This is a genomic window from Amycolatopsis sp. 2-15 (assembly GCF_030285625.1).
Classification (GTDB): Bacteria; Actinomycetota; Actinomycetes; order Mycobacteriales; family Pseudonocardiaceae; genus Amycolatopsis; species Amycolatopsis carbonis.
Map to the genome: position 1 here is coordinate 270530 of NZ_CP127294.1, position 26101 is coordinate 296630.

The 26101-nt window shown below is 69.6% G+C and carries 23 protein-coding genes and 2 tRNA genes; 7 read left to right on the plus strand and 18 right to left on the minus strand.

The genetic code is table 11. The annotated features are described in order from the left end of the window. Positions 1 to 71 precede the first annotated feature (71 nt). Positions 72 to 1409 carry an acyltransferase family protein gene (locus QRX50_RS01270; protein WP_285970165.1) on the plus strand — a complete coding sequence of 446 codons (1338 nt, stop codon included), beginning with the start codon at positions 72 to 74 and terminating at the stop codon, positions 1407 to 1409. Here QRX50_RS01270 and QRX50_RS01275 read toward each other — a convergent pair. The 8 genes from QRX50_RS01275 to QRX50_RS01310 all read right to left on the minus strand — a co-directional run bounded on the left by QRX50_RS01275 (position 1399) and on the right by QRX50_RS01310 (position 7774). Beyond that, positions 1399 to 2295 carry an amidohydrolase family protein gene (locus QRX50_RS01275; protein ID WP_285970166.1) on the minus strand — a complete coding sequence of 299 codons (897 nt, stop codon included), beginning with the start codon at positions 2293 to 2295 and terminating at the stop codon, positions 1399 to 1401. The two genes, QRX50_RS01270 and QRX50_RS01275, sit on opposite strands and share 11 nt — an antisense overlap. Further along, positions 2292 to 2774, minus strand: a complete 483-nt coding sequence (gene smpB, locus QRX50_RS01280) for an SsrA-binding protein SmpB (RefSeq protein WP_285970167.1) — start codon at positions 2772 to 2774, stop codon at positions 2292 to 2294. The genes QRX50_RS01275 and smpB overlap by 4 nt, the downstream gene beginning before the upstream one ends. A 477-nt stretch (positions 2775 to 3251) precedes the next feature. Continuing rightward, complete coding sequence (ftsX, locus tag QRX50_RS01285; RefSeq protein ID WP_285970168.1) at positions 3252 to 4145, minus strand: permease-like cell division protein FtsX; 894 nt, start codon at positions 4143 to 4145, stop codon at positions 3252 to 3254. A 58-nt stretch (positions 4146 to 4203) separates the two neighbouring features. Further along, positions 4204 to 4893 (minus strand): cell division ATP-binding protein FtsE, encoded by a 690-nt coding sequence (gene ftsE, locus QRX50_RS01290; protein ID WP_220246574.1) that lies wholly within the window; start codon positions 4891 to 4893, stop codon positions 4204 to 4206. A gap of 208 nt (positions 4894 to 5101) precedes the next feature. Continuing rightward, on the minus strand, positions 5102 to 6205 hold the full coding sequence (gene prfB / locus QRX50_RS01295) for a peptide chain release factor 2 (RefSeq protein WP_285970169.1): 1104 nt from the start codon (positions 6203 to 6205) through the stop codon (positions 5102 to 5104). Positions 6206 to 6268: 63 nt separating this feature from the next. Then, on the minus strand, positions 6269 to 6769 hold the full coding sequence (locus QRX50_RS01300) for a PadR family transcriptional regulator (RefSeq protein WP_285970170.1): 501 nt from the start codon (positions 6767 to 6769) through the stop codon (positions 6269 to 6271). Positions 6770 to 7028: 259 nt separating this feature from the next. Next, positions 7029 to 7102 (minus strand) — tRNA-Met (locus tag QRX50_RS01305). A 54-nt stretch (positions 7103 to 7156) separates the two neighbouring features. After that, positions 7157 to 7774 (minus strand): TetR/AcrR family transcriptional regulator C-terminal domain-containing protein, encoded by a 618-nt coding sequence (locus tag QRX50_RS01310; protein WP_285970171.1) that lies wholly within the window; start codon positions 7772 to 7774, stop codon positions 7157 to 7159. A gap of 77 nt (positions 7775 to 7851) precedes the next feature. Between QRX50_RS01310 and QRX50_RS01315 the strand changes: the two genes are divergently transcribed. Continuing rightward, positions 7852 to 9258, plus strand: a complete 1407-nt coding sequence (locus QRX50_RS01315; RefSeq protein ID WP_285970172.1) for an FAD-dependent monooxygenase — start codon at positions 7852 to 7854, stop codon at positions 9256 to 9258. Here the strand turns inward: QRX50_RS01315 and QRX50_RS01320 are convergent. The 3 genes from QRX50_RS01320 to QRX50_RS01330 form a co-directional block, all read right to left on the minus strand. Then, positions 9251 to 10219, minus strand: a complete 969-nt coding sequence (locus QRX50_RS01320) for a cytochrome P450 (RefSeq protein WP_285970173.1) — start codon at positions 10217 to 10219, stop codon at positions 9251 to 9253. The two genes, QRX50_RS01315 and QRX50_RS01320, sit on opposite strands and share 8 nt — an antisense overlap. 737 nt (positions 10220 to 10956) lie before the next feature. After that, a tRNA-Met gene (locus tag QRX50_RS01325) sits at positions 10957 to 11030 on the minus strand. Positions 11031 to 11097: 67 nt separating this feature from the next. Further along, positions 11098 to 14088, minus strand: coding sequence for a UPF0182 family protein (locus tag QRX50_RS01330; protein WP_285974319.1), 2991 nt, complete (start codon positions 14086 to 14088; stop codon positions 11098 to 11100). A 165-nt stretch (positions 14089 to 14253) separates the two neighbouring features. Between QRX50_RS01330 and QRX50_RS01335 the strand changes: the two genes are divergently transcribed. Continuing rightward, entirely contained in the window at positions 14254 to 14814 is a 561-nt protein-coding gene (locus QRX50_RS01335) for a PPA1309 family protein (protein ID WP_285970174.1), read from the plus strand. Between the two features lie 81 nt (positions 14815 to 14895). Here QRX50_RS01335 and QRX50_RS01340 read toward each other — a convergent pair whose 3' ends face one another. Beyond that, positions 14896 to 15915 (minus strand): YlbL family protein, encoded by a 1020-nt coding sequence (locus QRX50_RS01340; protein WP_434533315.1) that lies wholly within the window; start codon positions 15913 to 15915, stop codon positions 14896 to 14898. Positions 15916 to 16106: 191 nt separating this feature from the next. On the opposite strand from QRX50_RS01340, the gene QRX50_RS01345 reads away from it, so the two are divergent. Then, positions 16107 to 17540 (plus strand): zinc-dependent metalloprotease, encoded by a 1434-nt coding sequence (locus QRX50_RS01345; RefSeq protein ID WP_285970176.1) that lies wholly within the window; start codon positions 16107 to 16109, stop codon positions 17538 to 17540. A gap of 702 nt (positions 17541 to 18242) precedes the next feature. Here QRX50_RS01345 and QRX50_RS01350 read toward each other — a convergent pair. Then, complete coding sequence (locus QRX50_RS01350) at positions 18243 to 18758, minus strand: M48 metallopeptidase family protein (RefSeq protein ID WP_285974320.1); 516 nt, start codon at positions 18756 to 18758, stop codon at positions 18243 to 18245. Positions 18759 to 18979: 221 nt separating this feature from the next. Between QRX50_RS01350 and QRX50_RS01355 the strand changes: the two genes are divergently transcribed. The 3 genes from QRX50_RS01355 (at position 18980) to QRX50_RS01365 (ending at position 22444) form a co-directional block, all read left to right on the plus strand. Continuing rightward, positions 18980 to 20017, plus strand: a complete 1038-nt coding sequence (locus tag QRX50_RS01355) for a hypothetical protein (RefSeq protein ID WP_285970177.1) — start codon at positions 18980 to 18982, stop codon at positions 20015 to 20017. 54 nt (positions 20018 to 20071) lie between these two features. Beyond that, on the plus strand, positions 20072 to 21403 hold the full coding sequence (locus QRX50_RS01360) for an ABC1 kinase family protein (RefSeq protein ID WP_285970178.1): 1332 nt from the start codon (positions 20072 to 20074) through the stop codon (positions 21401 to 21403). Positions 21404 to 21505: 102 nt separating this feature from the next. Beyond that, positions 21506 to 22444 carry a hypothetical protein gene (locus tag QRX50_RS01365; RefSeq protein ID WP_285970179.1) on the plus strand — a complete coding sequence of 313 codons (939 nt, stop codon included), beginning with the start codon at positions 21506 to 21508 and terminating at the stop codon, positions 22442 to 22444. Between the two features lie 587 nt (positions 22445 to 23031). Here the strand turns inward: QRX50_RS01365 and QRX50_RS01370 are convergent. The 5 genes from QRX50_RS01370 to QRX50_RS01390 form a co-directional block, all read right to left on the minus strand. Continuing rightward, positions 23032 to 23214: a hypothetical protein gene (locus QRX50_RS01370; RefSeq protein ID WP_285970180.1), complete on the minus strand. Its 183-nt coding sequence runs from the start codon at positions 23212 to 23214 to the stop codon at positions 23032 to 23034. After that, positions 23211 to 24392, minus strand: a complete 1182-nt coding sequence (locus tag QRX50_RS01375; protein WP_285970181.1) for a class I SAM-dependent methyltransferase — start codon at positions 24390 to 24392, stop codon at positions 23211 to 23213. Before QRX50_RS01375 ends, QRX50_RS01370 begins: the two co-directional genes overlap by 4 nt. 527 nt (positions 24393 to 24919) lie before the next feature. Beyond that, on the minus strand, positions 24920 to 25177 hold the full coding sequence (locus tag QRX50_RS01380; RefSeq protein WP_285970182.1) for a hypothetical protein: 258 nt from the start codon (positions 25175 to 25177) through the stop codon (positions 24920 to 24922). Then, positions 25174 to 25518 carry a WhiB family transcriptional regulator gene (locus QRX50_RS01385; RefSeq protein ID WP_285970183.1) on the minus strand — a complete coding sequence of 115 codons (345 nt, stop codon included), beginning with the start codon at positions 25516 to 25518 and terminating at the stop codon, positions 25174 to 25176. The genes QRX50_RS01380 and QRX50_RS01385 overlap by 4 nt, the downstream gene beginning before the upstream one ends. A 153-nt stretch (positions 25519 to 25671) precedes the next feature. Then, positions 25672 to 25932, minus strand: coding sequence for a hypothetical protein (locus QRX50_RS01390; RefSeq protein ID WP_285970184.1), 261 nt, complete (start codon positions 25930 to 25932; stop codon positions 25672 to 25674). Positions 25933 to 26101 lie beyond the last annotated feature (169 nt).

A 26101-nucleotide genomic window follows, 5' to 3' on the forward strand; every position in this document is an offset into this window, starting at 1 on the left:
GGCTGGCCGGAGGTCGAACTCGGCGGCTCACCCCGCTGTCCGAAAAGCCCGCGGCGACCAGCCTTAGAGGCATGACGACGAGCCTGCTGCGGGTCAGCACACCGGTCGCTTCCGGCGGCCGCGACAAGTTCCTCGACGTGGTCCGGGCAGGCGCGATCCTGGCCGTGATCACGCAGCACTGGGTGATGCCGGTGCTCTCCTACTCCCAAGGCACGCTGGCGACGGGCAACGCGCTCGCGACGCCCGGCTGGTGGGTCGTGACGTGGCTTTCGCAAGTGATGCCACTGGTGTTCTTCGCCGGCGCCGCGGCGAACCTGATCTCCTTGCGCCGCGCGGAATCCTCCCGCGCGTGGCTCGCCGCGCGCGTCCGGAGGCTGCTGGTGCCGGTGCTTCCGCTGCTGGCCGTTTGGCTCGTGGTGCCGGATCTGCTGCAGGGCATGGGAATTCCGGCGCAGCCGCTGCAGGTGGCGAGCTCGATCGCCGCGCAGCTGCTGTGGTTCCTGTCCGTCTACCTGCTCACGGTGCTGCTCACGCCGCTGATGGTCGCGGCGCACCGCCGCTGGGGCCTGTGGGTGCCGCTGGTGATGGCCGTGGCGGGCGCGCTCGTCGACGTCGCGCGGTTCGCCGACCTCGGTCTGATCGGCTACGTCAACGCGGTGTTCGTGTGGGTGGCCGTGCACCAGCTCGGTTTCGCTTACGTGGAAGGCCGGCTGGGCGAGCTGACCCGGCGCGGCGCGCTCGCGTTGTCCGCCGCCGGGTTCGGGGTCACGGCGCTGCTGGTCGCGTTCGGTCCCTACCCGGCCAGCATGATCGGCATGCCGGGCGCCCCGGTGTCGAACATGAGCCCGCCCACCGTGTTGCTGCTGTTCCTGGCCGTGGGTCAGCTCGGTCTGCTGCTCGCGTTCCGCCCTCAGCTCAACGCGCTGGCCGCGCGGCCGGGCGTCGGCAGCGCGCTGAGCTGGATCGGCGCGCGGTTCATGAGCGTGTACCTCTGGCACATGCCGGCCCTGATCGTGGTCTCCGGCGTGACGGTGCTCGGCCTCGGTTACGCGACTCCGGCGCCCGGTTCGGTGCTGTGGCTCGTGATGGCGCCCGCGTGGTTCGCGCTGTGTGCGGCCGTGCTGCTGGTGCTGCTGCGGCTGTTCTCCCGCTTCGAGACGCAGCGCGACGACGTGGTGATCACCGCGCGGACGCCGCAGCTCGTGCTGGCCGGGCTGCTCGCGTCCGGCGGCCTGCTCGGGCTCGCCGCGCACGGCTTCCAGCCGCTGAGCGAAGGCTTCGCCCACGGCCCGATCCCCTGGGTCGTGCTCTTCGCCGCCGGGTTCGCGCTGGCCGGCCGCCGGCTGTCGCTGACGCCGCTGCTCGGCCGGGCCGTCGCGATCACGGAGGCGGCGAAGGTCAAACGCTGAGCAGCTTCGCGGGGGTGTCGTGCAGCACGGCCCGCAGGAACGGCTCGCCAAGGCGATCGTCGGCCGCCCAGCCGGCGATCGCCTGCAGCTGCGTGGCGTAGGAGTACGGGATGTTCGGGAAGTCGGTGCCCAGCACCACGCGGTCGGCGAACTCGACCAGCCGGTCGGTCCAGTCGGCCGGCAGCGGCGACATCTTCTGCGCGAACGGCACGCCGACCATGGTCGTGTCGATGTGCACACGAGGGAAGCGCGCCATCAGCTCGAACGCGCTGGTGAACTCGGGCATCGCCGCGTGGGCCAGCACGGCCGTGAGGTTCGGGTGCCGTTCGAGGACCTCGGCGAACACGTTCAGGCCGGTGAAGTCGCCGCGCAGGGGACCGTGTCCACAGTGGACGACCACGGGCACACCCGCGTCGGCCAGCGAACCCCACACCGGCTTCAGCAGGTCGTCTCGCGGGTCGTACGCACCGACCTGCACGTGGGCCTTGAAACACCGCGCGCCGGCCCGCAGGGTGGCGTCCACTGAGGACACGGCGGCCGGCTCGGGGTAGAACGTGCCCGTGGGCACGGCTTCCGGCACCTGCTCGGCGAACTCCAGCACCCACGAGGTGAGCCACTCCGCCATACCCGGCTTGTGCGGGTACACCAGCGGCGCGAACTGCTTCACACCCAGCTCGCGCAGGGTCTGCACGCGCTCCTGCTCCGCCGTTCGGTAGTGCACCGGCCATTCGGTGCCGTAGTGCGCCTGCGCCTGGTCGAAGTAGGCCCAGACCTTGTCCATCACGGACTTCGGCAGGAAGTGCACGTGGATATCGATGAGCCCGTCGAGACCGAGGGCAGCGGTCCACCGAGCGACGTCGGCGTCCGAGGCGGGACCGAGCGTCACTCCGTGAACCGGCCCTTCAGCGCGCGGCCCATGGCCTTGCTGATGTCGCGTTCGGCATCGCGCTTGGCCAGCGTCTGGCGCTTGTCGTAGGCCTTCTTGCCCTTGGCCAGCGCGATCTCGACCTTGACCTTGCCGTCTTTGAAGTACATCGACAGCGGAACGAGCGACAGGCCGCTCTCCTTCGTCTTGCCGATCAGCTTCTCGATCTCACTGCGGTGCAGCAGCAGCTTGCGCGTGCGCCGCGGCGTGTGGTTGGTCCAGGTGCCCTGCGTGTACTCGGGGATGTGCACATTGCGCAGCCACACCTCACCGTCGTCGACGGTCGCGAACGCGTCGGCGAGCGAGGCCTTGCCCTCCCGAAGGCTCTTCACCTCCGTGCCCTGGAGCACCAGTCCTGCTTCGTAGGTGTCCAGGATGGCGTAGTCGTGCCGAGCCTTGCGGTTCGACGCGATGACCTTCTGTCCACGTTCCTTGGGCATGATGTCAACTCTACGTGGTTTTCCCCGCGGGAGCCGACAGGGTTTCCCCGCGCTGCTCCCCTGGTCAGGGCACTGAAGCGCCGAACCCTGCCACTGACCCCGGCCGGACCGGGCGGCGCTCACGCCACCGAACGCGAAGCGCCCGGCCTGGCTGCTCATTTTGCACGACGGCACCACCGCCCCGCACCCGAAGGTGCGGCAGCGCGGCTCGGGTCAGCGTGACGGCCCGAAGACAAGATGTTGCGCGAACTCCTGCAGCGCGCCGTCACCACGCTCGCCGAAGGCGACTGAACTTTGGTGACAGTGACGCGGCCCACATCCTGAGCCCGGCTTCACCGTTCTGCTGTGGCCGGGCGTACGCGCTGCCGGCACCGTCCCAGGTGGACGAACTCGGCGCCGTACCGGCCGCCGCGCCCTGAAAACGACAACGCCGCGGGGGCAGGACCGAAGTCCTGCCCCCGCGGCGTCGCAGCGAAGCTAGTGGCGGACGTACAGCCGGAGCGTGACGTACCCGGTGATCGCCGAGATCACGACCGAAACGGCCAGCAGTATCGGCGCCACGGGGAACAGCAGCTCCAGCGTGGTGATCTGGGGGAAGACCTCACCAGTCAGCACCGAGTCGAGGAACGTGAGCTTGGCAGCCAGCAGGAACAGGATGCCGAGCACCGCACCGACCACACCGGCGACCACCGCCTCCAGGAGGAACGGCAGCTGTGTGTACCACCGGGTCGCGCCGACCAGCCGCATGATGCCGACCTCCGTGCGCCGCGTGAACGCCGACACCTGGATGGTGTTCGCGATCAGCAGCAGCGCCGCGATGGCCATGATGAGGGCGATCCCGAACGCGATGTTGCGGACGCCGTTGAACACGTTGAACACACGGTCGAGGAACTTCTTCTGGTCGTCGACCTTGCGCACGCCGGGCTTGCCCGAGTACTCCGCGATGATCGCGGCGCTGCGGTCCGGGTCCTTCAGCTTCACCTGCAGCGACGCCGGCAGCGCCTCCGGTCCGGTGAGCTCCAGCAGCTCGGGCTGGCTCGCGAAGATCTTCTTGAACCGCTCGTAGGCCGCGTCGCGGTTCTCGTAGACCACGGACTCGACGCCGGGGTTGTTCTGCAGCGACTCGCGTAGCTGGCTGCACAGCGGCTGCGAGCAGTTCTTGTCATTGGCGCTGATGTCCTCGACGAGACTGACCTGGACCTCGACCTCGGCGAGGAAGTTCGCCTTCATCTTGTCGATCGTCCGCACGGCCAGGAGGCCACCGCCGAGCATGGCGAGGGAGACCGCCGTGGTGAGGATCATCGCGATGGTCATCGTGACGTTCCGGCGCAAACCGGTGAGGACCTCGCTGAAGACGAAACTGGCACGCATCGCAGGTGTCTGTCCCTTGTTGGGTCGGGGCTGTCGGGGAAGGCGGGCGGCGGGTCGCTCAGCGACCGATGCCGTACACCCCACGGGCGTCGTCGCGGATCACGCGGCCGAGCTGCAGCTCGACGACCCGGCGCCGCATCGAGTCCACGATGGAGTGGTCGTGGGTGGCCATCAGCACGGTCGTACCCGTGCGGTTGATGCGCTCCAGCAGCAGCATGATGTCCTGGCTCGTGTCGGGGTCCAGGTTCCCGGTCGGCTCGTCGGCCAGCAGCACCAGCGGCCGGTTCACGAACGCGCGCGCGATCGCCACACGCTGCTGCTCGCCACCGGAGAGCTCGTTGGGCAGCCGGTCGGCCTTGCCCTCCAGGCCCACGAGCTCCAGCACCTCCGGCACGACCTTCTTGATGGTCAGGCGCGGCTTGCCGATCACCTCGAGCGCGAACGCCACGTTCTCGGCCACCGTCTTGTTGGCCAGCAGCCGGAAGTCCTGGAAGACGCAGCCGATCGTCTGGCGCAGGCGGGGGACCCTGCGCCGCGCGAGCTTGGCGACGTCGAAGTTGGACACCATCACGCGGCCCTTGCTCGGGACCTCTTCGCGCAGCAGCAGACGCAGGAACGTCGACTTCCCGGAACCCGAAGGGCCGATGAGGAAGACGAACTCACCCTTGTCGATCTCGACCGACACCCGTTCGAGGGCAGGACGGGTCGAGGTCTTGTAGACCTTGGAAACCTCTTCGAGCCGGATCACGGTTCGGCATACTACCCATGGGCCTCGTTAAGCCCGGGTTGCCCGTGCCCCCGAAACGAGCAAGGGACCCCTGCCGTCGCCAAGCGTGGCATTTGCCGCGCCGGACGGTAGCGGAAGTCCCTTGCCCCGGAATCGGTTCCGGGTGTCGACAGTGGATCCCGTCGCCTGTTCTGGATCAGGCGACAGTGGACTCCAGGCAGCCGCGCGGTTACGCGACGGCGGCCTGCTTGCGCCAGCGGATGCCGGCCTCGAGGAAGCCGTCGATCTCGCCGTCGAGCACGGCGCTCGGGTTGCCGACCTCGAAGTCGGTGCGCAGGTCCTTGACCATCTGGTACGGGTGCAGCACGTAAGAGCGCATCTGGTTGCCCCAGCTGGAGCCGCCGTCCTTGAGGGCGTCCATTTCGGCCCGCTCCTCTTCCTTCTTGCGCAGCATCAGCCGCGCCTGCAGGACCTTCAGCGCCGCGGCCTTGTTCTGCAGCTGCGACTTCTCGTTCTGGCAGGAGACGACGATGCCGGTCGGCAGGTGCGTGATGCGCACCGCGGAGTCGGTGGTGTTCACGCTCTGTCCACCGGGGCCCGACGAGCGGTACACGTCGACGCGGATGTCCTTCTCCGCGATGTCGACGTGGTCGACTTCCTCGACCTCCGGCAGCACCTCGACGTGGGCGAAGGACGTCTGGCGGCGGCTCTGGTTGTCGAACGGCGAGATCCGCACCAGGCGGTGGGTGCCCTGCTCGACCGAGAGGGTGCCGTAGACGTAGGGGGCGCTCACCTTGAACGTCGCGGACTTGATGCCCGCCTCTTCGGCGTAGGAGATGTCGTAGACGTCGGTGGGGTAGCCGTGGCGCTCAGCCCAGCGCAGGTACATGCGCAGCAGCATCTCGGCCCAGTCGGCCGCGTCGACGCCGCCGGCTTCCGCGCGGATGGTGACGACGGCGTTGCGGTCGTCGTACTCACCGGACAGCAGCGTGCGGACCTCGAGCGCGTCGACGTCCTTGCCGAGGTCGGTGAGGTCGCCCTCCGCCTCCTGCATGCTGCCGGGGTCGCCCTCGGCCTCGGCCAGCTCGTAGAGCACGCCCAGGTCGTCGAGGCGCGACCGCAGGTCGGACACGCGGCGCAGCTCGCTCTGGCGGTGCGAGAGCTGGCTGGTGACCTTCTGCGCCTCCTCCGGGTTGTCCCAGAGGGTGGGGCTGGAGGCCTGGCTCTCGAGCTCCGCGACCTGCGCACGCAGCGCATCGAGGTCCATCACCGACTCGATCTGCGTCAGCTTGCCGGTCAGGTCCTTGAGGGCCGCATCGAACTCATCACTCACGTTTACCAAGGTTACGGCAAAACCCACGACCGGTTGCGAACCGGTCGTGGGCTGTGGCGTGGGTCAGGCCGACGGGATGGCGTCGAGCAGCTTCAGGGCGGCCTTGGCCTGCGCCTGAGCGAACTCGGCGACGGCCTTGGCGTAGGGGCCGTCGGCCGCCTTGGTGGCCGCCTTGGCCTCGTCGAGCTGCACCTGGTAGGTGCCGCGGGCGGTCTCGAGCAGAGCGGTGCGCTGCTTCGCCGTGAGCGAACCGGCGTGCACGAGCCGCAGGATGAGCGGGCTGCGCAGGTGGTCGGGACCGGCCTCGGACGTGAGCCACGTCTTGAAGGCCTTCTTGCCGGCCGCGGTCAGCACGTACTGCTGGCTCGAGCGCGGACCCTGCTTGCCCAGCCGGACGAGGCCCTCCTTGGACAACGCCGGGAGCTCGCGGTAGACCTGGCTGCGGGTGACACTGAAGAAGGCGCCGAAGCGCTCGTCGGCTCCCGCGACCAGCTGCCCGCCCGTGGCGGGACCGTCGTGGAGGAGACCGAGCAGAGCGGCGGCTGTTGCATTCAATTCGGACACACCTCTACGTTCCCACTTCTTCGGCGGTATGTCCACAGTGGTCTCGGGATCTGTCCATTGTGGCTAGTGTTATCCCCTCGTTCGGCCCAATCCGGAGGCAGGTCCACTGTGGACCTGGACACGCTCCGCAACCGCGAGGGCCTCCCGTACGACGCAAAACGACCAAGGGCTCCGAGCGCAACCACCACCCGAGCGAACCAGCAGGTCAGGACACGAAAAAGCCCGGTCTGCGCTATGCGCAAACCGGGCTTTTCGACAGTAGCGGGGACAGGATTTGAACCTGCGACCTCTGGGTTATGAGCCCAGCGAGCTACCGAGCTGCTCCACCCCGCGTCGTTGTGTTCATAAGATTACACGGGGGGTTAAGTGGTTTTCAGGCACCCCCACTTAAGGACTTTGCGGTGCCTCCACCTGCGGTGATGACCCGTCGAGCCACTGGCGGACGCCGGCGAGCACGATGGCCAGCCCGTCGGAAAATCCGGCTTCGGGGTCGGCCAGCACGGCCGCGCCCGCGTCTTCCGGTCCGTAGCGCTCGTCGCGTTGACCGCGGACCGGATACACGGCCTGCTCTTCGATGGTGAAGCCGATCACGAAGCTGTAAACGGCGAAGTGCGCCCGGGCGGCGCGCACCGGGTCGAGCCCCGCGTCGATCCGCTCCTGCAGCGGCGGCGGGCCGACCAGGCTCGTGTCGGTGAGGAACGTGCCGGAGAAGACTTTCGCGCCGTCGCGGTAGGTCAGCAGGGCGTCGCGCAAGCTTCTGGCCTGGTGCTCGAGGCGCTGCCAGTCGTCGAGCCCATGCGACGGCACGCGCTCGGCCGCGGCGTCGGCGAGCATCTGCGTGGCCATCTCGTCGAGCAGCTCCTGCTTGTTCTTGACGTGCCAGTAGAGCGCGGGCGCCTTCACGCCGAGGTCGCCGGCGATCAGGCGCAGCGTCAGCCCGTTGAGGCCCACCTCGTTGAGCAGGCGCAGTCCCGAGCGCGCGATGTCCCGCTTGGTCAGGGCCACGGGTTACCTCCTTGACAATTTAACGATGTTAAGGACACCCTGGCGTCGGGTCAATTTAACAACGTTAAGGAGTGGTCATGAACGAGCTGCACGCCGATGTCGTGGTCGCCGGGGCCGGCCCGACGGGCCTGATGCTGGCGGCCGAACTGCGCCTGGCCGGCGTCGACGCCGTGGTGATCGAGCGGCTGTCCGAGCGCACCGGCCTGTCGAAGGCGCTGAACCTGCAGCCCCGCACGGCGGAGATGCTGGACCTGCGCGGACTCCTGCCGAGAGCGGAGGAACGCGCGTTCGCCACCGTCCAGGAGGGACACTTCGCGGCCGTCCCGATCAGCTACGCCGGGTGGGACACGCGGCGCCCGTACCAGCTGGGTATCCCGCAGGCGCAGGTCGAGGAGCTGCTGGAAGAGCGCTTCGCGGAGCTCGGTGGCAAGGTGCTGCGCGGGCACGAGCTGGTGGGGCTGTCGCAGGATGCGGCGGGCGTTCGCGTGGTCACGCCGGAGCTCGTCCTGAGCTGCCGTTACCTGGTGGGCTGCGACGGCGGCCGCAGCACCGTCCGCAAGCTGCTGGACGTGCCCTTCGAAGGCGAGGACGGCGCCGGCTACGGCGTGGTCGCCGACGTCGTCGTCGACCGCATCCCCGACCGCGCGGCCGGCACGTGGACCTCGATGCGCGGGATGGTCCAGTCCGCCGGTGAGACGGGCTTCTGCGGCCTCATCCCGCTCGCCGAGCCGCTCCTGTACCGCCTGACCTTCGGCGACCGCGCCCGGCGGCCCGCGACGTTCGGCTCACCGGTCACGGAGGCCGAGGTGCACACGGCCTTCGCCGCGACCTACGGCCCCGCGGTGATCAAGGAAATCCGCTGGATGTCCCGCTTCTCCGACGCGTCCCGCCTGGCGGCGCACTACCGCGTCGGCCACGTCCTCCTCGCCGGCGACGCCGCCCACATCCACTTCCCAGCCGGCGGCCAGGGCCTCAACCTGGGCGTGCAGGACGCCGCCAACCTGGGCTGGAAGCTCGCCGCGGCCCTCAACGGCTTCGCCGACGTGCTCGACACCTATGAGCCCGAACGCCGCGCCGTCGGTGCCGCCGTGCTCGACAACGTCGCGGCCCAGAACGGCCTCATCCCGCAAACCCGCGCCGGCCGCGCCCTGCGCGCGCTCTTCACCACCCTCGCCGACCTGCCCGAGGTGTCCCACCACCTGTCCGGCCTGGTCTCCGGCCTCGCCGTCCGCTACCCCGCACCCCCACACGCCCACCCCCTCACCGGCGCCCGCCTCGCCGACTTCCGCCTCCCCGACGGGTCCTGGGCCAGCACCCTCTTCCACCGGGGCCACCACGTCCTGCTCACCACCCCGGGCGCCGACCTGTCGGGCCTGCCCCCGGTTCCGGGCCCACTGTCCACAACGGACCTCCCGGCCCTGCCCCTCGCCCCGGCCGCCTTGATCCGCCCGGACGGTTACTTCGCCTGGTTGCCCGTCACCTGACTGCGACCGGCAACGTTCGCAGGCCCCGCAACGTCACCGTCTCCGCCCACTCCGGCTCGCCGGCCAGCCGCAGCCCCGGCGCCCGACGTGCGAGCTCCCGCAAAACCGTCCGCCCCTGCAGCCTCGCCAGCGGAGCGCCCAGGCAGAAGTGAATCCCGCGGCCGAAGGCCAAATACCGTGCCGGCGCGCGGGTGATGTCGAACCGGTCCGGCTCCTCGCACACCCGCGGATCCCGGTTCGCCGCGCCCACCAACACCAGCACCGTCGTCCCCGCCGCCAGCTCCACGCCGCCCAGAGTCGTGTCCGTCAATGTTGTCCGCATCGTCAGTTGAATCGGCGAGTCGTACCGCAGAATCTCCTCGACGGCCCCTTCGGCCAACGCTGCGCCGCGCACCTGATCTCGAGCCAGAGCCGCGTACTGCTCCTGATTCCGCAGCAACGCCAACACTCCGTTGCCGATCAAGTTCGTCGTCGTCTCGTGCCCTGCCACGAGCAACAACGTCAGCGTGACCAGCAACTCCCCTTCATTGAGCCGTTCCCCCTCATCCGACACCGCAACGAGCGCCGACAACAGGTCGTCCGCCGGAGCCCTTCGCCGCTCAGCCGCCAGCTCCCTGAAGTACCCCACGAACTCCCGCCGCGCCCCCGCCGCCGCCTCCGCAACCCCAGGCCCCAGCAAGAACCCGGGCTCCGCCGCCCGCGCCATCGCCCCCGACCACGCCCCGAACCGCTCCCGATCCGCGACCGGCACTCCCAGCAGCTCCGCGATCACCGTCACCGGCAACGGCACCGCCAGCTCCTCCATCAGGTCGCTCTCGCCGGCCTCCACCACCCGCTCGACGAACTCCCCCACCAACTCCTCCACGCGCGGCACCAGCCCCGCCACCGTCCGCGCCGTGAACGCCAACCCCCGCAGCCGCGTGTGATCCGGCGGATTCAAGAACGCGAACGCCCGCACCACGCGCCCTTCCCATCCACCGGCAGATCCGCGTCCCCACCGCCCACCACCTCGGGCTCCGGGTGCCCGAACTCCGCCCCCGTCACCACCCGCTCGGCCTCCCCGAACCCGAGCACCGCCACAACCCCTTCCCCCACCCGCACCACAGGCGCCCTCCGCCGCCATTCCCCATACGCCCCATACGGATCCGCCCTCCTCACGGCCCCGACCAGCTCCCCCAACGCCACCCCCGCCGACCCCACACCTTCACCCATCCCCGCACCCTGTTCCGCCCACCACCGCCCCCGCCCTTCCACACGCGGCCCGCCCCAACCGGCAACGTACGGAACGCTGGCAAACCCCCGCCGCCGCCTGCCCCCCATACCGAAAGCGCCGGGTAACGCACCCTCGCTGGCTGCCGAAATTCCACAGCCCGGCCACGGGCCCGTGCCGTCAGGCACCGAACTGTGCACACGGGAAAGAAAAGCCACTCGCTCAACCTGAACCCACAACCCCCGGCCGCCGCCACGGCACCTCACCACCCAAGGCAACTCACCGACAAGCCCAAAACGGCCCAGCCACCAACGGCCCCAAACCCCACCCACCACGGCACCAACCGCCACCTCACCACCCAAGGCAACCTCACCGGGGGGCCAGGGGGGCGAAGCCCTCCCTGGCGGGGGTCCGGGGGTCCGACCCCCGGAGCAAACGCGAAAGAGGCCCGGCTTGCGATTTCCGCAAGCACGGGCCTCCTACCTCTGTAGCGGGGACAGGATTTGAACCTGCGACCTCTGGGTTATGAGCCCAGCGAGCTACCGAGCTGCTCCACCCCGCGTCGTGACACCTACCTTACGCCTGGGTTTCGGCCGGGTGCAAAGCAGGTGCCACTACCGTGTGCGAGGTCACCCGCCGGGTTGCTGCGGGGCGCCACTGCCGGACGGCGGGGTGGCGGCTTTGGCGGTCTCGTAGGCCTTTGCCGCGGCGTCGAGGGCCTGGAGAGCGGTGCCTTGGTCGGCGAAGTTGCCCGACTGTTGTGCGGCCTTCAGCTTCGCCAGCGCCGACTGGATGTCGGTCACCGCCTTGTCCAGCGCCGGGTTCGAGCCGCCCGAGTTGGCCGGCGGGGTGGTCGGCGTGGTCGGCGACGTGGATGACGTCGGCGGGGTCGACGAGGACGGTGGTGCCCCTTCGGAAGGGGTGGTCGCCGCGGCGCCGGTGCCCTTGCCGAACACCTGGTCCAGTGCCTCGTTGAGCGTCGGCGCGTAGCCGACCTTCGAGCCGAACGACACCAGGATGCGGGCGAGCTGGGGGTAGCTCGTCTGGTTGCGCTGTCTGATGTAGACAGGTTCGACGTAGAGGAATCCGTCGGCGACCGGCAGCGTGATCATGTTGCCGTAGATCGGGATCACGTTGGGATTGTTGAGCAGCGTCCTATCCTGCGCGACTTGTTGGTCGCTCTGGAATCTGTTCTGCACCTGCACCGGCCCGTCCACTTGGTTCGCACCAGTGATCGTGGGTAGTCGGAGCACGCGGATGGTGCCGTAGTCCTGGGGATCGGACGACACCGACATCCACGACGCGAGGTATTGCCGTTGCAGACCGGTGAGCCCGCTGGTCAGCTGGAACGTCGGGGTGCCTTCGCCCGCCGCGTCGGCGAGCACGTAGTAGCCGGGTTGGTTGGCGACGTTCGCTGCCACCGTGGTCGCGCTGCCGTCTTCCGTCGGGTCCTGCGGGACGCTCCAGAACGACTGCTGCGCGTAGAACTGCTGCGGGTTGTCCACGTGGTACCGGGCGAGCAGCTCACGCTGGACCTTGAACAGGTCCTCGGGGTAGCGGAAGTGCGCACGCAGGTCCGGCGGGATCTCCGCGCTCGGCTTCACCAGGCCCGGGAACACCTTCTCCCATGCGTTCAGCACGGGTTCCTTGTCGTCGATCGAGTACAGGGTGACCGTGCCGTCGAACGCGTCGACGGTCGCCTTCACCGAGTTGCGGATGTAGTTGATCGAGTTGTTGGCCTGGCGCGTGACGCCGTTGAGCGAGTCGTTGGTGGCGTCGCCGAGCTGCGTCTGCTGCGCGTACGGGTAGTTGTTGAGCGTGGTGTACCCGTCGACGATCCACACGATCTTGCCGTTGACAACCGCCGGGTACGGGTCGCCGTCGAGCGTCAGCCACGGCGCGACCTTGCTGACCCGGTCGCGCGGGGTGCGGTTGTACATGATCTTCGAGCCGTCGCCGATGGCGTCGGAGAAGAGGATGTTGCGCTCGCCGTAATTGGCCGCGAAGGCGAGCCGGTTGAACCAGTTGTCGAGCGGAACGCCACCCGTGCCGTTGTAGTAGTAGTTCTTCTGGTCCGGGGAGTCGGACTCGCCCGGGGCCTTGCCGGGGGTGCCGCCGACGATCGCGTAGTCGTTCTGGTCGGCCAGCTCACCGTAGTAGATGCGCGGCTGGTCGACCTTGATGCCGGGCTTGCCACCGATCGCGCCGGCGCCGGTGGGGTTCTTCGTGTCGCTGGTGCCGATGACGGGGTAGCCGGCTGTGCTCGTGTCGGACACGTCCGTGACGGCGCGGTTGATGGTGTTGGCCGGCGCGGCGACGAAGCCGTTGCCGTGGGTGTACACGAGGTGCTTGGTGATCCAGTTGGTCTGGTTTCCCGTGAGCCCGTCGGTCTTGATCTCCTTGGCGGCCACGATGAAGTCCTGCGTGGTGCCGTTGACGGTGTAGCGGTCGATGTCGAGCTTCTCCGGGAAGCCGTAGTAGTTCTGACCACCGGCAAGCTGGGTGTAGGTGGCGGACAGCACGTTCGGATCGAGCAACCGGATGTTGGACACGGTGCCCGAATCGGCCTTCACCTGGTCCTGGCTCGCCTGGTTGCTGCCTGTGTAGTCCTCGTATTTCACGTTCTGCAGCCCGAACGCCGCGCGCGTCGCGTCCATGTTGCGCTGGATCGACGTGGCTTCCTTGTCGTTCGCGTTCGGCTTCACCGAGAACTGGTCGAGGATCGCGGGCCACGCGACACCGACCAGCACGCCGGACAGGATCAGCAGCACGAGCGCGATCGCCGGCAGTTGCAGGTTGCGCAGGAACGCGCCCGCGAAGAACGCGATCGCGCAGATCACCGAGATGCACAGCAGGATCAGCTTCGCCGGCAGCACCGCGTTGAGGTCGGTGTAGGTGGCGCCGTTGAACAGCGGCATGTCGCGATCGGACAGCAGCAGGTTGTACCGGTCGAAGAAGTACTCGACCGCCTTCAGCAGCACGAAGATGCCGACGGTGATGGCGAGCTGCGCACGCGTGGGGCCCGCCAGCTGTCCGCCGCGGCCGGCGAGGCGGATGCCGCCGAAGATGTAGTGGGCGATCAGCGCGCCGAAGAACGAGACCACGACCGTGACGAACAGCCAGCCGAGCAGCCAGTTCACGAACGGCAGGGTGAACGCGTAGAAGCCGATGTCGAGCCCGAACTGCGGGTCCTTCTGGCCGAACGACGTGCCGTTGAGGAACAGCTGGATCGTCTGCCAGTCGCCCATCGCGGACGCGCCGGAGATGAGGCCGGTGATCAGCGGGATGCCGATGCCGAACAGCCGGATGCGGCTCACGATCATCGAGCGGTAGCGCGAGAGCGGGTCGTCGCTGCCCGAGACGGGCACGAACACCGGACGCGTGCGATAAGCGATCATGAGGCTGACCGCGAGCGAACCGCCCACGAGCAACCCGACGGCCACGAAGAGGACTATCCGCGTGAGGATTTCCGTGGTGAACACCGAGCGCGCGTGGACCTCGCCGAACCACAGCCAGTCGACGTAGGTGTCCAGCAGCCTGACACCCAGCAGCAGCGCCAGCACGATCACCGCGGCGATGATGAGGAGGATCCGGCTGCGGCGGGACAGCTTCAGGCTCACGGGGGGCCGAGTCGCCACGGCATCGCTCCTGTCTTCGTGAACACGTTCGCGGGGACAGCGGCGTCCCCTGACGGTCTAACTCTACGGATGGGTTCCCGAGTTCCCGGGACCGCCCGAATCGGACGTCGCACGACGGCGCGGGGACCGGCCTGCGACGATGTCGCCATGCAGCCGAGTGAGCCGCCCGCCGCCAACCCCGTCGCCGGCCTGGCCCGGGAAGTCGAAGAATTCGTCGCGTCCGGGGGCTGGGACCAGCCGCCGCAGCTGTTCGCGCTGGTGCCCACCGCGGCCCTGCTCGACGAGCAGCCCGAGCTGGCAGGCCAGCTCGACCGCGCGAACCCGCTGACGCCCGTGGCGCAAGAAGCGTTGCCGGAAGGTGACCTCGCCGAGTCGCTCGGCCGGATCGCCTGGCCCGAGATCGTGGTGGGCTGCGCGCTCGCCCAGGAGATCATCGTGCTGCCGCCCGACGTCGAGGCGGAGCTCGAAGGTGTCGCGGAGGCGGACGCCGAACGCCTGCGCCGCGCGGCGGCCGACCACCCGCGGCGCACGGAGGCGCGGCTCGTGGCGGCGGTGCTGCGCGAAGGCGACGTCGCTTGCGTGATGCGCTTGCGCGGGACGCGGCCCGACGCTTCATCGGCCGAAGTGGACGCCGTCGACGAGATCGTGGAGAGCCCCGACCTCGCGCCGAACCTGCTCGATGCTTTGAAGACGACCTTCCTGCCCTGAGCCCTGCCCTGAGCCCCGTCGAGCCGGGGGCCTCCGTGTGGGGGCCTCCGGTTCAGGACGGGTGCTGGCACGTCTTCTTCCTCAGCAGTGCGCCGTGGGCCGGCCGGCCTTGAGGTTCTGCAGCTGGGTGATCGCGTCGTCCAGAGTGGACACCTTGATCAGGTTGAGCCCGTCCGGGACGGCCGACTTCGCCTCGGCGCAGTTGTGTTCGGGCACGAGGAATTCGGTGGCCCCGGCGTCTCGCGCGCCCACGACCTTGAACGAGATGCCGCCGATCGGGCCGACCTCGCCCGTCTCGGAGATCTCACCGGTGCCCGCGATGTGCCGGCCGCCGGCCAGGTTGTTGTCCGGCTTCCCGGGCGGGGTGAGCCGGTCGATGATCGCCAGCGTGAACATCAGGCCGGCCGAGGGGCCGCCGACGTCCTGCAGTGAGATGTTGACGTTGAACGGCGCGATCGCGTGGTCGACGGCCGTGAGGCCCATGAAGCCCTGCGTGCGGTCGTCGCGCTTGGCCAGCGTGATCGGCACGGTGCGTTCGGGCTGGCCGTCGGCCTGGAAGGTGATCTGCACCGTCTGGCCGGGCTTGGTGCTGGTGAGGGCCTTGGCGACGTCGGCGGCTTCGGTGACCTTCGTGCCGTTGACGGTGACGAGCTTGTCGCCCGGCGCGAGCACGTGGTCGGCGGGGCTGCCGGACACGATCTCCTTGGCGAGGACCTCCACGGGGTAGCCGAGGTGGCGCAGGGCGGCGACCTGGGCATTGCTCTGGGAGTCCTGCAGCTGCTGGATGTTCTCCTGCTTGACCTGCTCGTTGGTCTCGCCCGGGCGGTAGTACTCCTCGCGCGGCGCGAGCGCGTAGCGGCCGCTGGCCCAGAGGCCGAGCGCGGTGAAGAGGTTGATCCCGTCGTTGAGCGACACGGTGGTCATGCGCAGCTCGCCGTTGGTCTGGTACGTCTCGTGGCCCTTGACCTGGACGACCTCGTTGCCCGCGGCGTCACGACCGAGCGTGTCGTACGTCGGGCCCGGACTGATGGCCACGTACGGCACCTGGACCAGGAAACCGATTACGACGAACACCAGGAACAGCGCGCCGCTGACCAGCAGGGTCCAGCCGCGGCGCGTCAGGCGGCGCTCGTCGCGCGCCGGTTCCCTCGACGGCTCGGTCCGGCTGCTCGCGGTCGCGGTCTCCTCGTCGGGTTTGGTCACGAGCGACAGCGTACGGTGACCGTGTTCGCTTCCCGGTGAAGGCCATGGTTGACGCGCTGGGAGAGGCCCTACCCGCGTACGGTGGACGTATGAGCAAACCCCCGTTCGGTTTCGGACCTCCCGATCCCGACAAACGAGGCGACGGAGACCCTTCGGAGCAGCCGTCGGGCGCGGAGGCGTTCAACCAGCTCGGTCAGATGCTGAGCCAGCTGGGCCAGATGCTCAGCCAGGCGGGCTCATCGAGCGGGCCAGTGAACTACGACCTGGCGAAACAGATCGCACTCCAGAACCTGAGCGGCAGCGACGACGGCAAGATCGGCTTCGCGTCGGGCACCGGAGACTCGTCCACGGCCGTGCGCGACGCCGCGCACCTGGCGGAGCTGTGGCTCGACGCGGCGACGATCCTGCCCGCCGGCGCGAACACCACCGTCGCGTGGTCCGCGCGCACGTGGGTAGAGAAGACGCTGCCGACGTGGCAGCGGCTCTGCGACCCGGTCGCGCAGCAGGTGTCCGGCGCGTGGATGCAGGCGCTGCCCGAGGAGGCCAAGCAGGCCGCCGGGCCGCTGCTTTCCATGATGGGGCAGATGGGCGGGATGGCCTTCGGCTCCCAGCTCGGCAACGCGCTCGCGCAGCTGGCCCAGGAGGTGCTGACGTCCACGGAGGTCGGCCTTCCGCTGGGCCCGGCCAACACGTCGGCGCTGCTGCCCGCGAACATCGAGAAGTTCACCGAGGGGCTCGAGGTCCCCAGCAGCGAGGTGCTCGTGTTCCTCGCCGCGCGCGAGGCCGCGCACCAGCGCCTGTTCGCCCACGTGCCGTGGCTGCGGCAGCGGCTGCTGGCGACCGTGGAGGAGTTCGCGCGCGGGATCACCGTCGACACGTCCGCGCTGGAGTCGCTGGCCGGCCAGATCGACCCGTCGAACCCGGCGAGCATCGAAGAGGCCATGTCGTCCGGGCTGCTGGAGCCGAAGACCACACCCGAGCAGGAGTCGGCCCTGAAGCGGCTCGAAACCCTGCTCGCCCTGGTCGAGGGCTGGGTGGACGTCGTGGTCGCCGAGGCCATCGGCGACCGCCTGCCGGGCGCCGACGCGCTGCGCGAGACGCTGCGCCGCCGCCGCGCCACGGGCGGCCCCGCCGAGCAGACCTTCGCGACCCTCGTGGGCCTCGAACTGCGACCCCGCCGCATGCGCGCCGCGTCGTCGCTGTGGAAGCTCGTGGGCGACCGCCACGGCATCGACAAGCGCGACGGCCTCTGGTCCCACCCGGACCTCATGCCGACCGCCGAGGACCTCGACGAGCCCCTGGACTTCGCCGACCGCCTCGGCGACACCCCGGTCATCGGCGAGGACTTCGATCCGATCGCGGAGCTGGAGAAGACGGAGAAACGCGAGGCGGCGGAGTCCGGCTCTGCTTCGGCGTCTTCCTCTGACTCTGGTTCGGACTCGGGCTCGGGCTCGGAATCGGGCTCGGAGGCCAAGCCGGACTCCGGCTCGGACCAGGACAAGGGCGACAACCCCACCTCCTGACCCCATTCGGTCCAGCTCCGGTCCTCCGCCGCGTTCGCGATGGAGGACCGGCTGCTTTCCAGGCTGTCAACAACTCCACGTGCCGGCCTCTCATCCCAAGGACGGCTGCCGCCCCCAGCGCCTGCCAACGCTGAGCGGAGCCTTCTCGCGCGTCCCCGCGGGGCGGCGAACCGTGCCGCCGAGCGGGCCCGATCCATTCGGCCGGCTCGACCAAGACCACCCGCAGCGGGCGGGCGGGGTCCAACGGGCAAGGCCGGTCCCAGCCGCGCCACCGGCCCGGCCTCTCGCCTGCACGACGAGACGCCGGCTGCCGGAGGAGCACCGCAGCCGACGCCCGGCCGACACAACAGCCGCTCGCTCAGGCGCCTTTGCCGTGGCGCCTGCTCAATCCGAGCCATCCTCAGGACAGCGGGTCGCCCTTGACCCCTGGCTGCTCGCCGCGAGCCTGCGTTGCACACGTCGGCAGCGATATCCGCTGCCGATCGTGCTCAGGTCCATTCGGCCGGCTCGATCAAGACCGCCCGCAGTCGGCCGACCCGATCCGTCTCCGGCTGACCAGCCCGGCGTTGCGGCGAACTCGCGATCGCGCGGGCTTGCTCCAGAGCCTTGAGCCGCAGCCTCACCGCCCGCGCGAATTCGCGGGCCGCGGCACCCCGATCTCGGGAAACCCGCCCTCAACCCCTCACCAGGGCCCAGCGCCGCTCAGTCGTCGTCCTCCTCCGAAATCCCCCACCCAGCCGCCGCCGACAGCCCCTCCAGGTACCCGATCGCGCGTTCCGTCTTCGGGTATCGGTTGACCAGCGCCCAGAATGCCGCGTCGTGCCCGGGTTCGCGCAGGTGGGCGAGCTCGTGGACCAGCACGTAGTCCAGGACCCACGGCGGCACCCGCCGCAGGCGGTCGCTGACGCGGATGGTCGCGTCGACGGGCGTGCAGGAGGCCCAGCGGGTGCGCATGGGCGGCACCCAGCGCACGCTCGCGGGTATCGCCCGTGGATCGACGTACTTCGCCGCCAGCACGGCGCAGCGTGCCAGCAGCGCGTCGTCCGAGGACTTCGGCGACGCGGGTTTCCGCGGTTCGGTGCGCTGCAGCTTGCGCTCCATCTCCGCGACCCAGTGCCTCTCTTCCGCGCGGGTCATCCGTGCCGGGATGAGCACCACAAGGGTGTCGTCTTTCCAGTACGCGGTGACCGTCCGGTGCCGACGCGCGCTGCGCCGCACCTCGACCTTGTGTTCAGGAGTGTCCGACGGGGGGTTCGTTCCGCCCCGGCCCCGCAGTGAGGGCATCCGTGCTTCGACCACCCGACAACGGTAAGGCCACCGACCGACAACTTGGGAGCGTCGAAAGGTCACAGCCCCGAGTTGTCCACAACTCGCCTTGCCTGTGGATAACTCGCCTCTGAACGCCTGCCGGCCGTCGCCGAGGTGTCAAGCTGATCATCATGAGCCTGTCGACTGTTCCCCCGCCGAACGTCCTCCTCCCCGCCTACCCGACGCTGCTCCAGGGCCTCCACGTGCTCGAACGCGGCAACGACGAAGTCCAGATCGGCCTCGACCCGCGCCACGGCGTGGTGGCCACCGGGCTGGCACCGAGCGTCATCGCGCTCGTGCGCCGGCTCGACGGCAGCCGCCGACTCGACGCGGTGCTCGCCGAGAGCGAACACCGCGACCAGCTGCGGCTTCTACTCAAACAGCTCACCGCGCTGGGCCTGGTCACGGAAGCGCCAAGTCCCGCGTCCAAGCGCGTCGAGACCGGCTTCTGGTCCCTGCGCGCCCGCCATCATCAGACCGCGCTCACCGAGCGAAGACGCCAGAGCCTGGTGACCGTCCGGGGCGACGGCCGGATCGCCGTGGCGGTCGCCGTACTGCTGGCCAACGCCGGGGTCGGGCACATCGACGTCCGCTCCGGTGGCGTCGTCACCGAAGCCGACCTCGGTTCGGGCTTCACCGCCGCCGAGCTGGGTCTTTCACGCCGCAAAGCCACCCAGAACGTGCTGGCCCGCGTCGCGCCCGAGGTGAGCACCGCCCGCAACCTGCAGCGCTCGCCGGACGTCGTGGTGCTCACCGATGCCGTCGTGCCCGCCCCGGAACTGGTGGCGGAGCTGGTCGACGACGGCGTCACCCACCTGCCGGCCCGCGTCCGCGACGGCACGATCCTCGTCGGTCCGCTCGTCGTACCGGGCCGAAGCACCTGCTTGCGCTGCTGCGACCTGAGCAAGACCGACCTCGACGACTCGTGGCCACGCGTCGCGACCCAGCTCGTGGACGTCGACCAGCGGCCCGACCTCGGGTCCGTCCAGGCGTGCGCTTCGCTGGCCGTCGCGCAGGCCCTGCGCGTGCTGTCGCCGAGCGCGGAGCCGCCACCGACGTGGAACAGCACCCTCGAGCTCGATCCGTTCGAAGGCCATCTGCGCCATCGCTACTGGGAACCGCACCCGGACTGCGATTGCGGAGCACCCGAGGCGCCACCGGAGACGTAGCCCACACCCCCTGGCAGGCTGCGGCCACCAAGGTCACCAAGGCAGAATCGGAGGGTGACCGACTCCGCAGACCGCGAATCCGCAATGCCGCGCCGAGGTGCGGCGCGCACCGCGAAACTCGCCAGCATTCCCATCGGGATAGCCGGCCGAGCCGTGGGCGGATGGGGCAAGCGCCTCGCGGGCCAGAGTGCGGAACAGGTGAGCGCGACGCTGTCGGCGAAGGCCGCGGAGCAGCTGTTCGAGGTGCTGGGCACGCTCAAGGGCGGCGCGATGAAGTTCGGCCAGGCCCTGAGCGTCTTCGAGGCCGCGGTGCCCGACGACATGGCCAAGCCCTACCGCGAAGCGCTGACCAAGCTGCAGTCCGCCGCGCCGCCGATGTCGGCGCAGCAGACGCGCCGGGTCCTGGCGCAGCAGCTCGGCCGTTCGTGGGAAGGCCGGTTCACGCACTTCGACGACGTCCCGGCGGCGTCGGCCAGCATCGGCCAGGTCCACCGCGCTACGTGGCACGACGGGCGCGAGGTCGCCGTGAAGGTCCAGTACCCGGGGGCCGACGAAGCGCTGCGCAGCGACCTGCGGCAGCTGCAGCGCTTCAGCCGGCTGTTCCAGGCGTTCGTGCCCGGCACCGACGTGAAACCGCTGATGGCGGAGCTCGCCGACCGCATGGACGAGGAGCTCGACTACCTCAACGAGGCCGACAACCAGCGCGCGTTCGTGAAGGCGTTCGAGGGCGATCCCGCGTTCCTCATCCCTCGTGTAGTGGCGAGCGCCCCGAAGGTCGTGGTGACCGAGTGGGTCACGGGCACGCCGTTGTCCAAGGTCATCGCTGGCGGCGACCAGGAGACGCGCGATCTCGCGGGCCGGCTGCTGATGGAGTTCCACTACTCGTCGCCGGCGCGGGCGCACCTGCTGCACTCCGACCCCCACCCCGGCAACTTCATGGTCACCGACGACGGCCGCCTGTGCGTGCTCGACTTCGGCGGCGTCGCGAAGCTGCCCAACGGCATCCCGCGCCACCTCGGCGAGATGACGCGTCTGGCCCTCGACGGCGAGTCCGACGACCTCATGCGGCTGCTGCGCGAGAACGGCTTCGTCCGCACCGACTCCGACCTCGCCGCCGACGAGGTGCTGGCGTACCTCGCGCCGTTCACGGAACCGCTGGCCACGCCGACGTTCCACTTCACCCGCCGTTGGATGCAGCGCCAGGCCGGTCGCGTCGGCGACACCCGCGGCAGCGACTTCCGCGTCGGCCGGTCGCTGAACCTGCCGCCGGAGTACCTGATGATCCACCGCGTCACGGCGGGGTCCACGGGCATCCTCTGCCAGCTCGACGCGGAGGTCCCGGCGCGCGGCATCGTGGAGCGCTGGCAGCCCGGTTTCGCCCGCTGAGTTGTCCACAGGCCCGGCGGTGCCACGGGCCTGTTTCACGGAGTTATCCACAGATCCGGGAAGCCGGTTCCACTCGGATGGCCGAGCGGTCATCCTCGAATCATGACGACTACCGCAAGCATCCGGGACGTGGCTCACCGTGACTCCACGCCGGTCGGCGTGATCGACCTCAAGAAGCTACGCAGCGCCGGGATCTCAGCCCGAAGAGCCGCCAGGCTGGCGCGGCCGGGCGGGCCGTGGCGCCGCGTGTATCCCGGTGTGTTCGTGATCCAGGACAAACCGCCGTCCCGATTACAGCTGCTGCACGCCACGATCGCCCGCTACGGCCCCGACGCCGTCATCACGGGCACCGACGCGCTGCGCGCCCACGGCATCTCCCACCCGCTCACAGGCGAGATCCACCTGCTCCTGCCGCACTACCGTCGCCCGGGCTCCGAGCCCGGCGTCCTGACCTACCGCACGGCCCGCATGCCCGAGCCCGTGATCATCGACGGCCTCCCCTACGCCGGCGCCCCGCGCGCCGCCCTGGACCTGGCGCGCCGCGAGGCCGACCCGAAGGCCGTCGAACGCCTGACGACGCTCCCGCTGTTCTGGGGCGTGTGCGCCCGCGCCGAACTCCTGGCCGAACTCGACGCCGGCAACCAACGCGGCTCCTCGGCGGTCCGAGCCGTGCTCCGCGGGATGGACGACCGCGAAACCTTCACCGACGGCCAGGCCCTCCGCCTCCTGCGCGACACTCCCCTGCCGTCCCCCCAGTGGAACGTCACGATCTGCGACCTGCGCGGCCGCCGCATCGGCATCGCCGACGCCTGGTGGGACCAGGTCGGCCTCGCCTGGCGCTACCGCACCGGCGCCGGCCCCACTGACTTCAGCCACCTGGCGCTGACCGCCACGGGCACCGTCCTCGTGCGCTGCACGCCCCGCCAACTCAACGACACCCCGGCCGACATCACCCGGGAACTGGTCAGCGCCTACACCCAGGCCGCCCGCACACCCCGTCCGAAAGTCCGCGCGGTACACCGCCGGGAGACTGCCGCATGACGCCGGGGTGAGCACCCACGGCGAGGCCTTTCGGCCGCGCGCGGGCCGTTGCCGGAGGTTCGCACGGAGCGAGGGCCGTGCCGAACCTCTCGCCAACGCACGGGCGGGCCGGCGAGCGCAGACCGAACGTCTCCGACACGTGGCGGCGGAGCTACGAAACCGCCTCGGTCCGCGAGGTGGGTTGGATAGCGGTGAAAGCCGACCAGGCAGTCGAGCGGGAGGGCTCACACGCACGGCTGGGAAACTGCCCAACCCGCGTCAGCCTGCAATGTGGGTTGGGCAGCGGTGCAAGCGCGCCAGACAGCAGTTCAGGCCGGCAGACGATCGCGGGCCGAACGGCACGTGCTCACGCCGGCGAAACTGCCAACCCGCCTTCGCGCGCGATGCCCACGCGGAGTCAAGCACTTGGCGCGTGTTCCGTGAATGGCGAGCGAGCCGACGACTCACGCTGGCTCAACACTTCGGGCACACGGGGGTTCTGCCCGCGAGCCGGCCCGGAAGGTCCGGGTGGGTGGTGAAAAGCGCGCGGCCGACCCAGCCAACGGTCGGCCGGACAACTAGCGAAAGGGAGGTGATTCGCCCGAGGGTCACCAGTATTCGTCGGGGAGTTTGGCTTCGATGTCGCGGACGTGGTCGCGGGCGCAGGTCGTGCAGAGCCATTGGGAGCGGCCGTTGTCCTTGGTGGAGACCCAGGACAGGGCGGCGAGCGGGTCGGGCTCGGCGGAGCGGGCGCGGCCACAACGGGAGCAGGTGGGGCCCGGGGCGGTCACGAGCGACGTCCACAGTGGACGATTTTCGCGCCGGTGAGGTAGAGGTCGCGCCGGGCGGCAAGGTTATAGGGGCCGTCCGGATCGAGGAGGGAGGTGAGGGTTTCGCGGTCGTCCGGCGTGAGGTACTCGCCGCCGAACTCGAAAATGCGGGCAACGCGGTGGACGACGTACTCCGCGAGCATCGCGGGGCCCGGCGCGCGGTGGTGCACGAGCGCGCCGAACGAGTCGACGTCGGTGAGCCCGGCGCGCTCCAGCGCGGTCGACCAACCGTAGGGCATCGCGACGGCACCCTCGATGCCCTCGCGCATGCCGATGAACCACTCGGCCTGCGCGGCCAGCAACCGGTCCTCGAGCCCGGGCCTGCCGACGCCCAAATCCCAAGGCAGGCACCGGAAATCGAGCCCGCCCTCCGCGAGCGCCACCAGCCCGCCCGCCTTCGCGACCGCCGCGACCGTCCCCACGGCCTCCTGCTGGTCCGGCAAGTGATGCACCACGCGCGACGCCCACACCAGATCCGCCGCCGGCAACACCCCCGGCAGCCCGGCATCCGCGAGGTCACCCCGCACCACCCGCACCTCGACGACACCGGTGGCCGAACTGGTCGAACCACCCTCCGCGCGATCGCTCGACGTCGGTCGCCTTCCGACAGAACCAGCGCCTCCAACGCGGGCGCGCGTGGCCGGCGCATCGACCGCACTGGTATCGAAAGCCGCATTGGCGGAGCCACCGTCCGCGCGGTCATCCGACCCCGATCGGCTTCCGGTCGAGCCAGCGCCCCCAACGGCGCCGCGCGTGGCCTGCCCAGCAACCGCATCGGCAGCGTTGGAGGCGGTGTCGACGGCTGCCCGTACCGACTTCTCGGCTTCGGCGAGCAGCTCCGGTGTCGCGTCGACGAGGACGAGGGTGCCGCCGCCGTGGGTGGCCAGGCCGCGGGCGAAGTGGGTGCTCATGCCGCCAGCGCCGCAGCCGAGGTCGACGATCGTCGGTGTCGGGGGCAGGGCGGCGACCAGCCGCCGGGCGATGGCCGAAAGGGCGTCGGAGTCGAGGGTGTCGGCCGTGCGGAGCTGAGTCAGCCGATCGGCCCAGTCGATGTGGTCGTGAGTGTGAGCGGACACAACCTCATTCAACACCCGAAGCCCCACCGGAACCGAGCCGACAAACCGGCTGCCCGCCGACAAGGTCCGCAGTGACCCGGCAGCACCGCGGGGATCAGCTGAGGCGCCAAGTAATTGGCAGGCGGCCACCGGCCGATGGCGCCGACATTGCGCAGGGTCGAGCGGCCGAATCGACGAATTCCGCGGCCGGGGCCGGATCCGGCTGGGATTCGCCGCGCTGACCGCAACCGCAGCGACAGCCGCGAAGCACCGAAGCACATCGACGCCGACGCGACTGACCGCGTCCCCGATATCCGCCGAACCCGAAATGACCGGAGGGCCGGTCACCACCCCGGGGGCCGGCCCTCCACACCGACAACAAATCGAGGACTTCGAAAACCCAAAGACTGCAAGCAGTCTGGAGAAATCTCAAGGCCTCGGCGGCCCGAAACTCAGCGCCGCTGAGGCCAACCAACCTCGAACGACGCCGAGCCCCAGAGATCTCCGAACCTCAACGCCTCAGTGCCTCAAGGACTCGAAACTCTGCGCCGCAGAGGCCAACCAACCTCAACGACGCCGAGCCTCAGAGCCTGAAAGCCCCCGAAGGCAACTCAGTCCTCGAACCGCTTCGAGCGGTCCGCCGCCCAGCGGGCGAGGCGGGACCACCGGCGGGCGGCTCGGGCGCGGCGCCAGGGGCGGAGCGCTTGGGTTTCTTGGTGCAGGTCCCGTATTCGGGCCCGGGACAGTTCTTCGTGAAGCAACATTTCGCTGGTCTCCTGGGTATCGAGCTGTTTGGGTAGCGGGTGCGCGCGGTCGGGTTCGCGGGTGCGCGCTTCGTAGTCGCGGATGGTGATGAGTTCGACGGTCATGCGGCGGCGCTCCGGGCTGCGGCGGCGGGCTCGAGGGCGGCGTTCTTGCGCGGGCGGCCACGGGGCCGCTTGCGCGCGATGACGGCACCGCGCTCGAAGATCTCGCCACCCCAGACGCCCCACGGCTCGCGCCGGGCGAGGGCTCCCGCGAGGCAGGCCTCACGGACGGGGCAGTCGGCGCACAGGGCCTTGGCGCGCTCGAGCTCGGCGGGAGACTCGGCGAACCAGAGGTCGGCGTCGCGGGAACGGCAGGGCAGGTCGAGCTCAGGGGCGGCGGCCCCGTCGAGCAGGTCGCCGATACCGAGGTCGAACCCCTCGGCGAAGGCGATGGCGGACGACATTTCCGTGCTCCTTCTTGTCGTTTCGGTGTTTTTGGGACTGTCGATCGAACTGGACAACTTGTTCCTCATGGGGTTGTGCAGCCAAAAAAACACGAAGGCCGCGGATCCGGTTACCGGTTCCGCGGCCTTCGTGAGCCTCGTGTCCTGACTAGGTCAGGAACTTCGCTCCCGTATCGACAACGGAACACGGAACTGCTTGATGGTCGGCAGATCGACGTCAACCTGCGGGTACGCGCCAACGAGGGCGGCGTTGGCCAGGGTGACCTCAACCGCGGTCCACGTACGCTCGTCAATCCGACGGAATCCGCCGAAGTGGGCGCTCGTGGGCACACCGGTACCCTGGCGCGAAGCGGGGATGAGACCGCAGCCGGACAGACCGGTGCCAGGGTTCGTGTGCATCATGTTGCTGATCATTTCACCGGCACCACCTTTCGCTGTCCGGACGTTCGCCGCTCGAGGCGGCGCGCGTCATGTGGATCCCCAGACCGGGGGCTTCCCACCCGGGTAGGAGCAGATTATTGCCCCTCGCACACCGGGGCAACTTATTTTCCCGAAAACTCTCCGAAGCTACGAAGATCGCCTC